The 12,216-nt window shown below is 63.3% G+C and carries 14 protein-coding genes; 8 read left to right on the forward strand and 6 right to left on the reverse strand.

What is annotated here, in order from left to right; all coding sequences use genetic code 11:
* Positions 1-2: 2 nt before the first annotated feature.
* On the forward strand, positions 3-983 hold the full coding sequence (locus AB1781_05355) for a quinone oxidoreductase (GenBank protein MEW5703997.1): 981 nt from the start codon (positions 3-5) through the stop codon (positions 981-983).
* A gap of 19 nt (positions 984-1,002) precedes the next feature.
* Here the strand turns inward: AB1781_05355 and rho are convergent, their stop codons facing one another.
* The 4 genes from rho to hemE form a co-directional block, all read right to left on the reverse strand.
* Positions 1,003-2,259: a transcription termination factor Rho gene (rho, locus tag AB1781_05360; protein MEW5703998.1), complete on the reverse strand. Its 1,257-nt coding sequence runs from the start codon at positions 2,257-2,259 to the stop codon at positions 1,003-1,005.
* Between the two features lie 229 nt (positions 2,260-2,488).
* The gene (hemJ, locus tag AB1781_05365) at positions 2,489-2,935 is read right to left on the reverse strand and encodes a protoporphyrinogen oxidase HemJ (GenBank protein MEW5703999.1); all 447 of its coding nucleotides are present in this window, start codon (positions 2,933-2,935) and stop codon (positions 2,489-2,491) included.
* Positions 2,936-3,988, reverse strand: coding sequence for a ferrochelatase (hemH, locus tag AB1781_05370; protein ID MEW5704000.1), 1,053 nt, complete (start codon positions 3,986-3,988; stop codon positions 2,936-2,938).
* An 8-nt stretch (positions 3,989-3,996) separates the two neighbouring features.
* Positions 3,997-5,019, reverse strand: a complete 1,023-nt coding sequence (gene hemE / locus AB1781_05375) for a uroporphyrinogen decarboxylase (protein ID MEW5704001.1) — start codon at positions 5,017-5,019, stop codon at positions 3,997-3,999.
* Between the two features lie 433 nt (positions 5,020-5,452).
* Between hemE and AB1781_05380 the strand changes: the two genes are divergently transcribed.
* The 5 genes from AB1781_05380 to dnaQ are packed head-to-tail and all read left to right on the forward strand — an operon-like array spanning position 5,453 to position 9,055.
* A complete protein-coding gene (locus AB1781_05380) occupies positions 5,453-6,295 on the forward strand; it encodes a pyruvate, water dikinase regulatory protein (GenBank protein ID MEW5704002.1) in 843 nt (280 codons plus the stop codon).
* Positions 6,288-6,899 carry a nucleoside triphosphate pyrophosphatase gene (locus AB1781_05385; GenBank protein ID MEW5704003.1) on the forward strand — a complete coding sequence of 204 codons (612 nt, stop codon included), beginning with the start codon at positions 6,288-6,290 and terminating at the stop codon, positions 6,897-6,899. Before AB1781_05380 ends, AB1781_05385 begins: the two co-directional genes overlap by 8 nt.
* Positions 6,896-7,753 carry a shikimate dehydrogenase gene (locus AB1781_05390; protein MEW5704004.1) on the forward strand — a complete coding sequence of 286 codons (858 nt, stop codon included), beginning with the start codon at positions 6,896-6,898 and terminating at the stop codon, positions 7,751-7,753. Before AB1781_05385 ends, AB1781_05390 begins: the two co-directional genes overlap by 4 nt.
* Positions 7,750-8,361 carry a dephospho-CoA kinase gene (coaE, locus tag AB1781_05395; GenBank protein ID MEW5704005.1) on the forward strand — a complete coding sequence of 204 codons (612 nt, stop codon included), beginning with the start codon at positions 7,750-7,752 and terminating at the stop codon, positions 8,359-8,361. Before AB1781_05390 ends, coaE begins: the two co-directional genes overlap by 4 nt.
* A gap of 19 nt (positions 8,362-8,380) precedes the next feature.
* Entirely contained in the window at positions 8,381-9,055 is a 675-nt protein-coding gene (gene dnaQ, locus AB1781_05400; GenBank protein MEW5704006.1) for a DNA polymerase III subunit epsilon, read from the forward strand.
* A gap of 13 nt (positions 9,056-9,068) precedes the next feature.
* Here the strand turns inward: dnaQ and secB are convergent, their stop codons facing one another.
* Together secB and AB1781_05410 are read right to left on the reverse strand one after the other, a co-directional pair.
* Positions 9,069-9,566, reverse strand: a complete 498-nt coding sequence (gene secB / locus AB1781_05405; GenBank protein ID MEW5704007.1) for a protein-export chaperone SecB — start codon at positions 9,564-9,566, stop codon at positions 9,069-9,071.
* 85 nt (positions 9,567-9,651) lie between these two features.
* On the reverse strand, positions 9,652-10,140 hold the full coding sequence (locus tag AB1781_05410; GenBank protein MEW5704008.1) for an FxsA family protein: 489 nt from the start codon (positions 10,138-10,140) through the stop codon (positions 9,652-9,654).
* Between the two features lie 156 nt (positions 10,141-10,296).
* On the opposite strand from AB1781_05410, the gene AB1781_05415 reads away from it, so the two are divergent.
* Together AB1781_05415 and AB1781_05420 are read left to right on the forward strand one after the other, a co-directional pair.
* A complete protein-coding gene (locus AB1781_05415; GenBank protein ID MEW5704009.1) occupies positions 10,297-10,992 on the forward strand; it encodes a Tim44/TimA family putative adaptor protein in 696 nt (231 codons plus the stop codon).
* A gap of 4 nt (positions 10,993-10,996) precedes the next feature.
* Entirely contained in the window at positions 10,997-12,136 is a 1,140-nt protein-coding gene (locus tag AB1781_05420) for an MltA domain-containing protein (protein MEW5704010.1), read from the forward strand.
* The last annotated feature ends 80 nt before the right edge of the window (positions 12,137-12,216 follow it).

Consider the following 12,216-nt stretch of genomic DNA (forward strand, 5'->3'; position numbering starts at 1 on the left):
AAATGGCGACGACACACGCCGTCCGTTTCCACGCGACCGGCGGGCCCGACGTTCTGCGCTGGGAGGAAGTGCCGCTCGATCCGCCGGGACCGGGCGAAGCCTTGATCCGCCATACGGCGATCGGTTTAAATTTCCACGACACCTATGTGCGAAGCGGCCTTTACCCGGTGCCGGAGCTTCCCGCTATCCCCGGGGTCGAGGGGGCGGGCGTTGTCGAGGCGGTGGGGCAAGGTGTTGTCGAGGTGCGCGTGGGCGAGCGCGTGGCGTATGCGTCCGCCAAGCTCGGGGCCTATGCGGAACGCCGGCGAATACCCGCCGCCCAACTCGTACCCCTGCCGGAAGAAATCTCCGACGAGCTGGCCGCCGCCCTCATGATCAAGGGGATGACGGCCTGCTATCTTCTGCGCCGAAGCCACCGGGTGGCGAAAGGCGAGGCGATCCTCGTACACGCCGCCGCCGGCGGCGTCGGTCTCATACTCTGCCAGTGGGCGAAGCATCTCGGGGCAAAGGTCCTGGGCACGGTGGGCAGCCGGGAAAAGGCGGAACTCGCCGCCGCCCATGGCTGCGACCACCCCATCCTCTACCGCGAGGAGGATTTCGTGGCGCGCGCGAAGGCCTTAACCCGGGGCGAGGGGGTCGCCGTTGTCTATGATTCGGTCGGCCGGGATACCTTCGCGGGCTCGCTCGATTGCCTGAAGCCCTTGGGCACGCTGGTGAGCTTCGGCCAGTCGTCGGGGAAGGTGCCGCCCTTCGACATCCTCGATCTCATGGCGAAGGGATCTCTCTTCCTGACGCGGCCCAGCCTTTTCACCCATGTCGCGAAACGCGAGGACTTGCTCGGCATCGCCGCCGAAACGTTCGCGGCAGCGCGCGCCGCCTTCCGGGTCGAGATTCGGCAACGCTACGACTTGCGCAAGGCGGCGAAGGCGCACCGCGATATCGAGGCCAGGCGAACGGCAGGTGTCTCGATCCTCCGCCCGTAGAAAGCGGATAGAGAAAACCTTACGTGTTCATCGACTCGAAGAAGTCGTCGTTCGACTTCGTTATTTTCAACTTGTCGAGCAGGAACTCCATCGCATCCGTTGATCCCATCGGGGTCAAGATCCGGCGCAACACCCACATCTTCGAAAGCCGCGCCTTGTCAACGAGCAGCTCTTCCTTCCGGGTACCGGACTTCGTGATGTCGATCGAGGGGAACGTCCGCTTGTCGGAAAGCTTACGGTCGAGAATGATTTCGGAATTGCCGGTTCCCTTGAATTCCTCGAAGATCACCTCGTCCATGCGCGAGCCGGTATCGACCAGCGCGGTCGCGATGATGGTCAGCGAACCGCCTTCCTCGATGTTCCGCGCCGCGCCGAAGAAACGCTTCGGCCGCTGCAACGCGTTCGCATCCACGCCGCCCGTAAGCACCTTGCCCGAGGAAGGCACGACCGAGTTATAGGCGCGCGCAAGACGCGTGATCGAATCGAGAAGGATGATGACGTCGCGTTTGTGTTCGACAAGACGCTTCGCCTTCTCGATCACCATTTCGGCAACCTGCACGTGGCGCGTTGCCGGTTCGTCGAAGGTGGAGCTGATGACTTCGCCGCGCACGGAGCGCGCCATGTCCGTCACTTCCTCCGGCCGTTCGTCCACCAGAAGAACGATCAAGTAGCAGTCTTGATGATTCGCCATGATGGAATGGGCGATGTTTTGAAGCATCATCGTCTTGCCGGTGCGGGGCGGCGCCACGATCAAGGCGCGTTGCCCCTTGCCGAGCGGGGTGACGAGATCGATCACCCGCGACGTCACGTCCTTCAATTTCGGGTCCAATATCTCGAGGCTTAATTTTTCGTCGGGATAAAGGGGCGTCAGATTATCGAAGTTGATGCGGTGGCGGGTGGTTTCCGGGGCCTCGAAATTGATGGCGTTGACTTTCAGAAGCGCGAAATAGCGCTCGCCGTCCTTCGGGCTGCGGATCTGACCTTCGACCGTGTCGCCGGTGCGCATCCCGAAGCGGCGGATCTGACTCGGCGAAACGTAAATATCGTCCGGCCCGGGCAGGTAGTTCGCCTCCGGCGAACGGAGAAAGCCAAACCCGTCCTGCAGGATTTCAAGGGTGCCGTCGCCATAGATGGGGGTGTCGTTTTCGGCCAGCTGCTTCAAGATCGCGAACAGCATGTCCTGCTTGCGCAGCGCGCTTGCGTTCTCGACCTTGAGTTCCTCGGCATAGGCCAGCAGGTCGGCCGGGGCTTTCGTCTTAAGTTCCTGTAATTTCATGATTTTATCTGCGTCTGGAGGGGGGTCGGCAAAGGCTGGATAAGGCGAAGCCGGGAACCGGCCGGAAAGGGAGTGGGGGCTTGTTGGGCGGCCGCCGGAATTTTCCGGGGGCCGTTTCGTGTTGTACCGTTTCGTATTGTCTTGAAAATAAAGGCAGTGCGAAAGCCTGCCTGAAAAAAACACTAGCGAACGGCCGAAAGGAAGTCAAACCCTTAAAACGGGTGACGGCCTAGAACGGCTTCACGATGACGAGGATCACGATGCCGATCATCAGTACGGTCGGCACTTCGTTCACGCGCCGGTAGAAGGCGGCGGCGCGGGTGTTGCGGTCGGCGGCGAACGTCTTCCGCCAGCGCGCCAGCAAACCATGAAAGCCCGCAAGGGCGAGGACGAGAGCAAGCTTGGTGTAAACCCATCCCGACCCCCAATTCACCACGCCCGGCGTCGCCAGCAAAAGCCCACCGAAGACGAAGGCCGCGATCATCGCCGGGTTGATGATGGTGCGCAGGAGGCGGCGCTCCATCACCTTCAGCATCTCGGAGGCCTCGCCGCCGGGTTTGGCGTCCGCGTGATAGACATAAAGCCTCGGCAGGTAGAGCATGCCGGCCATCCAGGCGATGACGAAGATCAGGTGCAGTGAAAGCGCCCACGGGCGCCAGGCGACAAGAAATTCCATTTACGCCGGCCTCGATTTATGGTCTGCACGATTCGGGCAGGCGCGAAAGCCCCTCGGGCAAACGCGCGCGCCGCTCTCGGTTGTCATGGTACGCTCCCCGGCGCGCGCCGCAAGCACGAGATCAGCAAGGGCGCGAATAAAATCCGGTGACGTACCGACCGTCGGCACGCGCGTGTATGCCGGCACGCCTCGCGCGGATGCGATCTCCCGGTATTGGATGTCGAGCTCGACCAGCGTTTCGGAATGTTCCGAAACGAAGGCGATCGGAACGACGACAACCGGTTTGGCGTCGGCGGCGGCGCGCGTGATTTCCGCGTCGAGCGAAGGCCCGATCCATTCCAGCGGCCCCACCCGGCTTTGGTAGCAGACCGCAAAGTCGAGCCCCGGCACGTTCAGTTCCGCAACGACCGCCTTCACCGTTTCGTTCACCTGCCATTCGTAAGGGTCCCCCGCCGCCACGATCTTCTTCGGCAACCCGTGGGCCGAAAATAGAACGCGCGCGCGCCTTTCTCCGGCAAGGGTTTCGCGCAAAAGTGTAACGACCGCGCGGCAGAAACCCGCCGCTATCGGGTAACAGCAAATCGCAAAGGCGGGTGCGGTAAGTCTCGCGCGGCGTGCCGCCCGTTTCCAGGCGGCAAGGGAGGACCCGCTCGTCGTCGTCGAAAACTGCGGGTAAAGTGGCAGCAACACGACATCGTCCGGCCCCCATTCCTTCACTTCCCCCGCCACCGCTTCGCTCATTGGGTGCCAGTGCCGCATGGCGACGAAGACCCGGAATTCCTGTGTTCCCTCCCGCGCGGCAAGCTCGCTATGCAGAGCCGCCGCCTGGTCCCGGGTCAGCGGCAGGATGGGAGAGCCGCCGCCAAGTTTGGCGTAAATTTCTTTGGCGATCGGTGCGCGCCGGTGCGCGATCAGCTTCGCCAGCAGGAAACGAAAGGGTTCGGGCAGACGCAGAATGGCGGGGTCGTGAAAGAGATTGAAAAGAAAGGGTTCCACCGCCTCCGGGCGGTCCGGCCCGCCCAGGTTGAAAAGGACGACGGCGGTTTTTTTCATGGGTGCGTTCAGCCGGTTTGGCGCACGAGGTCGAGAAGGGCGGCAACGTGCTCGGGCGGTGTTTCGGGCACGACGCCATGGCCCAAGTTGAAGACGAACGGCCCGTGACCCAAAGCCGCAAGGATGGAGGCCGCCTCCATCCGCAGGCGCGCTCCCCCCTCGACCAGGGCAGCGGGGTCCAGGTTTCCCTGAACGCATACCTTCGTCTGCAATTCAGCGGCGGCCCATTTTGGAGAAACGGATTGGTCAATACCGATGCCATCCACCCCGCTTCGTTCTGCGTACAGCCTATAGCTTTCTCCGGCACCTCGCGGAAAACCGATGATGGGGGTCTTCGGACAGGCCTTTCGTAAATTCTGCACGATCAGCCGGGTGGGTTCCACGACCCAACGTTCGAAAGCCGGTTCTGCAAGTACGCCCGCCCAGCTGTCGAAAAGTTGAACGACATCGGCGCCGGCTGCGACTTGCCGGATGAGATGATCGGAAACGCTCGCCACGAGTATTTCCATTAGCTTCGAGAAAGAGGCCGCGTTTTTTTCGGACCAGCGTTTGGCTCGGCCAAAGTCTTTGCTTGATCTGCCTTCAATCATATAGGCGGCAAGCGTCCAGGGCGCGCCCGCAAAACCAATCAAGGCAACCCGTTCGGGAAGCGCTTTGCGCAAGCGTCGGATCGTTTCGTAGACGGGTTCAAGCTTGTCCTGCGATTGGCAGGGTTGAAGTTTGTTTATGTCTTTTTCGTCCACCAATGGGGAAAGAACGGGTCCTTCCCCTTCGGAGAAAGCGACTTCCTGACCAAGAACATCCGGGATCAAAAGAATATCGGAAAAGACGATGGCGGCATCGAGAGGAAAGCGCCGAACCGGCTGCATGCTTACCTCGAAGGCCAATTCCGGCGAGTAGCAAAGCTTGAGAAAGTTTCCGGCCTTTTCCCTGACCGCGCGGTACTCCGGAAGGTAACGTCCGGCCTGGCGCATGAACCAAACCGGCGGCGGTGTCAGCGTTTTTCCGCGCAGCACCTGAAGAAGCGGCATCGGGGAAGTCACGGCGCGTTGCCTTTTTCATGCATTCCGGGAACTCGTTTCCTTACTCTACAATCTATATAAGAATCTAAGTAATTAGATAGTAGATGTAGTAGGTCCTGAGGATAGTGGGGATCGTTTGTTATTCGGAATCAACGCACAGAGAAGTTAAAAACATCAAGGCGGGAAACTTTTTTGTGCATAACTAATTAAACAGGGGCATGAGATATCTTTTGTGCCGGGGAATTTTTTCTTTCCACAGCCGGTGGATAAGCGAAAGAAACCGTATCTAGGCGGAAACTCCCATTCCGGTTGGTTGGTGTTTTAAACAAGCCGGGATAAGGTTACCAAGACCTCACGGCGGCAGGAAGTCAGTGTGAAGGAATAGGGATCGTTTCAAGGGTCTCCCTGAATTGCCGTGAATACGCGTAGATATACAACGCCGATGACACGAATCGCACAGGGTTCTGTGAAAACTTTTCATCTACATCTTGTTTCGGATGCAACGGGTGAGACGATCCGCAGTATCGTTCGCGCCTGCCTTGTACAGTTTGAAAACGTCCAGATCGAAGAACACACGTGGTTTCTCGTGCGAACCCAGGCGCAGGTGCAGCGTATTTTAGACGCGGTTGCCGCCAACCGCGGCATCGTTCTTTTCACCATCATCAATCCGGCGCTGCGTGACGCCATTGAGGAAGGCTGCCAGCATCTAAAAATTCCATACATCCCGGTGCTGGACCCGGTGATGGGCGCGCTTCGCAACTCCCTGGGTGTCAAAAGCAAGGATCAGCCCGGCCGCCAGCATGCCCTCGATAAGGAATATTTTCACCGGATCGACGCCATGGACTTCGTCCTCCTGCACGACGACGGCCAGCATGTGCAGGATCTCGACAACGCCGACGTCGTGCTCATCGGCATTTCCCGCACCTCGAAGACGCCAACCTGCGTGTACTTGGCGAACCGGGGCTTGCGGGCGGCGAACGTGCCGATCGTGCCGGGCTTGCCGCTTTTAGATGCGGTGGACCGGACGACGCGCCCTCTCATCATCGGCCTGACGATGGACCCGGCGCGTCTCGTCGAAGCCCGCCGGTCACGTATCAAGGAGTCGGGCGCGCCGGATGTCTACACCGATTTCGAAACGGTGCGGGATGAGGTGTTGCAAGCCAAGCGGATCTTCGCCGAGCGGAACTGGCCGGTGATCGATGTCACGCGCCGCTCCGTCGAGGAAACCGCTTCGGCGATCCTGCAACTTTATACGGAACGGCAAAAGCGCGAAGGCCATGCCTGATCCGATACCCGCCGCAACGCCCGTCGTTCTTGCCTCGGCCAGCGCCATTCGCGCGCGCCTCCTGCGCGAGGCCGGCCTTACGTTCACCATTGCGCCGGCCAGTATCGACGAGGCGGAGGTCAAGCTTGCCATGCGGGAAGAACCGGTCGAGGCGGTGGCCGAAATGCTGGCGCTGCTTAAGGCGCAAAGCGTCTCCCGCCGCTACCCGGACGCCCTTGTGATCGGCGCCGACCAGATTCTGGCCTGCGATGGCGCGCGCTACGACAAGCCGGCCGATATGGCCGAGGCCCGCGCCCAGCTCACGGCCCTGCGGGGGCGGACCCACGACCTCATCGGCTGCGCCGTCGTCATGCGGGAGGGGGTGCGGCTTTGGCACCATGCCGACCAGGCGGCGCTTACCATGCGGCCTTTCACCGACGCATTTCTCGACTCCTACCTGGCGGCGGCGGGGGCCGAGGTGCTGGCCAGCGTTGGCGCCTACCGTCTGGAAGGGCTTGGCGCCCAGCTTTTTGCGCGCATCCGGGGCGATTACTTTACCATCCTGGGCCTGCCGCTTTTGCCGCTTTTGGATTTTCTGCGCGTCCGGGAGGTGCTCAAGACATGACGATCACCGGAAAGACCCGCGTCGCCGGCGTCATGGGTTGGCCGGTTGCGCACTCCCGCTCGCCGGCCCTGCACGGTTACTGGCTCCGCCGATACGCGATCGACGGCGCCTACATACCCCTGCCGGTCAAGCCGGAAAACCTTTCGGCCGCCCTTCGCGCGCTCCCCCTTTTAGGCTTTGCCGGCGTCAATTTGACGGCACCCCACAAGGAATCCGCGCTTGCCATCGTGGACCGGGCGGACGCGCAAGCGCGGCGCATCGGTGCTGCGAACACGGTGACGGTCGAAGCGGACGGGACGCTTTCCGCCATCAACACGGACGGGTTCGGCTTTATCGAAAATTTGCGCGCCACGATCCCAGCCTGGAAGGGCGGGGCGGGCCCGGCCGTCGTCATCGGCGCGGGTGGGGCGGCGCGCGCCGTCGTGGCGGCGCTCTTCGACGCCGGGGTCGCCGAGGTGCGCCTCGTGAACCGGACGGAAGCCCGGGCCGGGGCCTTGGCCGAGGCACTTTCCGGCGCGGTCCGGGTGGTGCCCTGGTCGGCGCGCGCGGAAGCGCTTTCCGGCGCCGCGCTGCTCGTCAACGCGACGACGCTTGGCCAGGAAGGGAATCCCCCGCTCGATCTCGATCTCGAACCGCTGCCGAAAACGGCGATCGTCTATGACATTGTATATACGCCGCTGGAAACGCCGCTGCTGCGGCGGGCAAAGGCCAGCGGCCACCCGACCGTGGACGGGCTTGGCATGCTGCTGCATCAGGCAAGGCCCGGTTTCCGCGTCTGGTTCGGCAAGGGCACGCTCGACCCCGAGGTGACCGCCGGACTCCGCGCCGAAGTCGCCGGGGGCGGGGCGGGGTGAGCGGCGGCATGTGGGTGGTCGGGCTGACCGGCTCGATCGGCATGGGCAAGACGACGGCCGCCGACATGCTGCGGCGGCTTGGCATTCCGGTGTTCGACGCCGACGCCGCTGTCCGCGCGCTCGAAAGCAGAGGCGGCGCCGCGGTGCCGGCGATCGCCAGGGCCTTTCCGGGCCTCGTGCGGGAGGGGGCGCTCGACCGCGAGGGTCTGGCCAAGCGCGCCTTCGAAAACCCGGCGGACCTTCATAAGCTGGAAGCGATCGTGCACCCCTTCGTCCATGTTGCAGAAGCGGCCTTCCTCCGTGCGGCCCGGGTCCGGCGGGCGGGTATCGCCGTGCTCGAGATTCCCCTCCTGTTCGAGAGCGGCGCCGAGAGACGCTGCGATGTCACGCTTGTCGTGACGGCGCCGCGCTTTGTGCAGGCGGCGCGCGTCCTCAAACGGCCCGGCATGACGGGCGCGCGCTTCCGCGCCATCCTCGCTCGCCAGATGCCGGACGCCGAAAAGCGCGCGCGCGCCGACTTCGTCGTGTCAACCGGGATGGGCCGTTATCCGACGTTGAAAGCGCTGGGCAAAATCGTCAGACTGCTGCGACAGTCCAAACCCCGTTAACACCCACCGAAAGGCAGCCATGCGCCAGATCGTTCTGGACACGGAAACGACCGGCCTTGACCCCCTGGCCGGCCATCGTATCGTCGAGATCGGTTGCCTCGAACTGGTCAATCACATCCCGACCGGCGAGAATTTCCATGCTTACGTGAACCCGGAGCGGGACGTGCCGGAGGAAGTCGTACGGGTGCATGGGCTTACCCAGGCTTTCCTTCGTTCGCACCCCGTTTTCGCCGATCTGGCGGACGGATTCCTCGACTTTATCGGCGACACCGAGCTCGTCATTCACAACGCGGCGTTCGATCTGGCGTTTCTGAACGCCGAACTCGATCGCGCGGGCCGTCCCCAACTCGATCCGTCGCGCTGCATCGACACGCTTCTCCTGGCGCGCCGGAAATTCCCGGGCGCGCCCGCCAGTCTGGATGCGCTTTGCCGGCGTTTCGGCGTGGACAATTCCGCGCGGGACAAGCACGGCGCCCTTCTCGACAGTGAATTGCTGGCCGAGGTTTATCTCGAACTCATCGGCGGCCGCGAGCCGGGTCTAAGCCTGGTGGTCGGCGGCGGCGAAGCGGCGTCGGGCGCGGCGGTGGTTGAGCGGACCTTCCGGGCACCCAGACCGCACGGGCCGAGCGAAACCGAACTCGTCGCCCACGCCGCCCTTCTCGCGCGGCTCAAAAATCCGCTCTGGGAAGCTTGAGGCGCGCCGCGCCTCAAGAAACCGGGCCGGACGGCTTTTCCTGATAGCGGGTCCGATAAAGGGCCGCGAAGTCGATCGGATTGATCAACATGGGCGGCAGGCTGCTTTCCTGCGTCAGGGTTGCGACGATGTTCCTGGCGAAGGGGAACAAATGCCGCGGGCATTCGATGAAAAGCACGGGCTTCACGTGCTCCTCCGGCACGTTGGCGAGCGCGAAGACGCCGGCGTAGGCCAGTTCCAGGATAAAAATCGATTCGGCTTCGGCTTTCGCCTCGCAACGCACGGCAAGCGCGACCTCGTAGGTGTTCGGCTGCAAGTTGCGGACGGCGACCTCGATGTTGATGTCGACGTCGGGTGCCTTGGTCAGGCTTGAAATGCTTTCCGGCGCCCTCGGGATTTCGAAGGAAAGGTCCTTGATGTATTGGCCGCGGATGGTGAGCGGTAATTGCTGCTGCGCGCCTCCCGCTGCGGGGGTGATGTTGGTGGTGGGGTTATTGGGTCCGTTGTTCATGCTTGGGCTCCCTTGCGGCCGGTGGGGAGTGGCTAGCATGGATCGCGGGAAGGGACAACCGTGGAAGGGCGGCCGGGCCTTCGGTTCAGCCCCCGTTCAGGCGGCCAGGGGGTGCCGAAGGCGGGTGCGGAGGCGTGGTGCGGACCTCCCGATAGACGCCCTCGATCACCGTTTCGCCGCCGGCCACCGCCCCGCCGGGCCGTTCGACGGTCCAGCCCCCCTCGGTCAGATGGCTGGCCATGAGCCGGCCGAGGAAAGCGCGAAAGGGCGGCAGAAACAGTAGCAAACCGAAACCATCCGTGACGAAACCGGGGGCGATCAGGAAGGCGCCGGCCAGCAGCAGGCAAAGGCCGTCAAACGCCTCGCGCGCCGGGAAAACCTGCTGCATCAGGCTGGCGCGCGCCTGGTGCAGCACGGCGAGGCCCTGGATCCGGAAAAGGGCGGTGCCCAATACCGCCGTGAACACGACGATGCCCAGGGTCGGCCACAGACCCAGCCATCCGCCCACCTTGATGAATACGGCGATCTCGATGACCGGGACGAAGAGAAAAAGAAAAAAGAGGAACAAAATCATTCGCTTCCACGAGAATCGGCAAAGCCAGCACAAGACAATATACAAGCCGGCAGGGAAGCACCTATATATACTCCATATACTCTTGGGGAGGCTCTCCGGCGGGCCTGTTCCCGCTATTTCTGGAAAATCGGCCGGCTCGAGAGAGGCGTATAGGTCTTGCAACTCCTCGACATTCTATTCTTCGCTGCCATCGCGGCGTTTCTGGTCTTTCGGCTGTGGAGCGTTCTCGGCCGGCGGAACGGTCTCGACCGTCGTCCGCCGATGTCTTCGTGGTCGCCGCGCGGCCGCGAGGAAGAGGCCGCGCCTTCAAACGCCAAGCGGGCGAAGGAGCGCGTAGTCCAACTGCCGGGCACCCATCGGGAAGACAGCGCCCCGGCCCGCGCGTCGGGTGCGGAAGGACCCATGGCCAAGACCTTCGAGGCCTTCCGCCAGAAGGACCGCGCCTTCGACATCAACGAATTCCTCGCCGGAGCCAAAGCCGCTTTCGAGGCGATCGTCGCCGCGTTCGCAAAGGGGGATCGCAAGACGCTTCGCGTCCTCTTGAGCAAGGAAGTCTTTTCCCGTTTTGCCGCCGCCCTCGATGCGCGCGAGGCGAAGGGCGAACAATCGGAAGTCACCATCACCGGCATTTTACAGACCGAGGTGATGGACGCCGCCCTGCAAGGCGGCGTCGGCCGGATCACCGTGCGGTTCCGCTCGGAACAGATCCAGTTCACGCGGAACAAGGACGGCGCCATCGTCGTCGGGGATCCGAGCACGCTTCGCACCGTCACGGATATCTGGACGTTCGCGCGCGACCTTGGTTCGCGGGACCCGAACTGGCTACTGGTCGCGACCCAAACACCGGCCTGAGGGCATGCGCGCCTTTCGAGCGTTTTTCTACCTGCCACTTTTCTTGCTTGCCGCCTGCGAGGTGACGCCACCCGCGCCCTTCCGGCTGGAGCCGGTGGGGTTCGAGGCGCTTTCCGGCTGGGCGACGGACACCCAGGCCGAGGCGCTGGCCGCTTTTCGCAAAGGCTGCGCAAGGCTCGCCCTAAACCCGGCCACGACGGACGCCTGGCGGGAGGCGTGCGCGAAAGCAAACGCCCAACCGGCCGACGACGACGCGAAGGCGCGCACCTTCTTCGAGGCCAACTTCACGCCCCACCGCGTGCTTGGCGAAGGTAGCGTGGAAGGCCTTTTCACCGGCTATTACGAGGCCGAACTCAACGGCGCCCGGCAACGCGATTCCCGCTACCGGATACCCGTCTACACCCGTCCTGCCGATCTCGTCATGGTGAACCTCGGCCGCTTCCGGGACGATCTCCGCGGTGAGGTCATCGCCGGCCGGGTGGCGGAAGGCGAGCTTATGCCTTACCCGACGCGGGGCGAGATCGAGGCCGGCGCCCTGGAAGGAAAGGGGCTCGAGCTTCTTTGGGTTGACGACCCGGTGGATCTTTTCTTTCTCCATGTTCAAGGCTCCGGCCGCGTGCGGATGAAGGAAGGGGGCGTCCTTTACTTGAGTTACGCCGGGAAGAACGGGCACCCCTACCGTTCGATCGGGCGGGCGCTGATCGAGGAAAACGCCTTGCCGCGGGACGGCGCCTCAATGGCGAAGATCCGCGCCTTCCTTGCCGCCCACCCGGAGAGAATGCAGGAGGTGTTCGCGAAGAACCCCTCCTTCGTCTTCTTCAAGCTGCGCGAGAGCGAGGCACCCATCGGCAGCCTGGGCGCGCCGCTGACGCCGGGGCGGAGCCTGGCCGTGGACGTCGCCTTTCTTCCTCTGGGCGCCCCGGTCTGGCTCGACACCAAGCACCCGATCGAGACGGCAAAGCCGCTGCGCCGCCTGGTCATCGCCCAGGATACGGGCGGCGCCATCAAGGGGCCGGTGCGGGGCGATTTCTTCTGGGGCGCGGGCCAGGAAGCCGAAAGTCTGGCCGGCGCCATGCGGGCGACCGGGCGCTACTATCTGCTGCTTCCGAAAACCGCGACCGTGGCCGGCCGGGGCGGCGGTTAGGCCCTCGCCCGTCTTGCTTTTCGGGCCGCCGCCTCCCATGCTGGACGCGCGTTCGCCCGCGTCACCCGCGGGCCCTTTTC

Source organism: Pseudomonadota bacterium, assembly GCA_040752895.1.
Classification (GTDB): Bacteria; Pseudomonadota; Alphaproteobacteria.

What these genes read in the sequence shown, in the direction of transcription:
- AB1781_05355 (MEW5703997.1), top strand. Translation starts at nt 3, where the DNA reads ATGGCGACGACACACGCCGTCCGTTTCCACGCGACCGGCGGGCCCGAC.
- rho (MEW5703998.1), bottom strand. Translation starts at nt 2,259, where the DNA reads ATGAAATTACAGGAACTTAAGACGAAAGCCCCGGCCGACCTGCTGGCC.
- hemJ (MEW5703999.1), bottom strand. Translation starts at nt 2,935, where the DNA reads ATGGAATTTCTTGTCGCCTGGCGCCCGTGGGCGCTTTCACTGCACCTG.
- hemH (MEW5704000.1), bottom strand. Translation starts at nt 3,988, where the DNA reads ATGAAAAAAACCGCCGTCGTCCTTTTCAACCTGGGCGGGCCGGACCGC.
- hemE (MEW5704001.1), bottom strand. Translation starts at nt 5,019, where the DNA reads ATGCCGCTTCTTCAGGTGCTGCGCGGAAAAACGCTGACACCGCCGCCG.
- AB1781_05380 (MEW5704002.1), top strand. Translation starts at nt 5,453, where the DNA reads ATGACACGAATCGCACAGGGTTCTGTGAAAACTTTTCATCTACATCTT.
- AB1781_05385 (MEW5704003.1), top strand. Translation starts at nt 6,288, where the DNA reads ATGCCTGATCCGATACCCGCCGCAACGCCCGTCGTTCTTGCCTCGGCC.
- AB1781_05390 (MEW5704004.1), top strand. Translation starts at nt 6,896, where the DNA reads ATGACGATCACCGGAAAGACCCGCGTCGCCGGCGTCATGGGTTGGCCG.
- dnaQ (MEW5704006.1), top strand. Translation starts at nt 8,381, where the DNA reads ATGCGCCAGATCGTTCTGGACACGGAAACGACCGGCCTTGACCCCCTG.
- secB (MEW5704007.1), bottom strand. Translation starts at nt 9,566, where the DNA reads ATGAACAACGGACCCAATAACCCCACCACCAACATCACCCCCGCAGCG.
- AB1781_05410 (MEW5704008.1), bottom strand. Translation starts at nt 10,140, where the DNA reads ATGATTTTGTTCCTCTTTTTTCTTTTTCTCTTCGTCCCGGTCATCGAG.
- AB1781_05420 (MEW5704010.1), top strand. Translation starts at nt 10,997, where the DNA reads ATGCGCGCCTTTCGAGCGTTTTTCTACCTGCCACTTTTCTTGCTTGCC.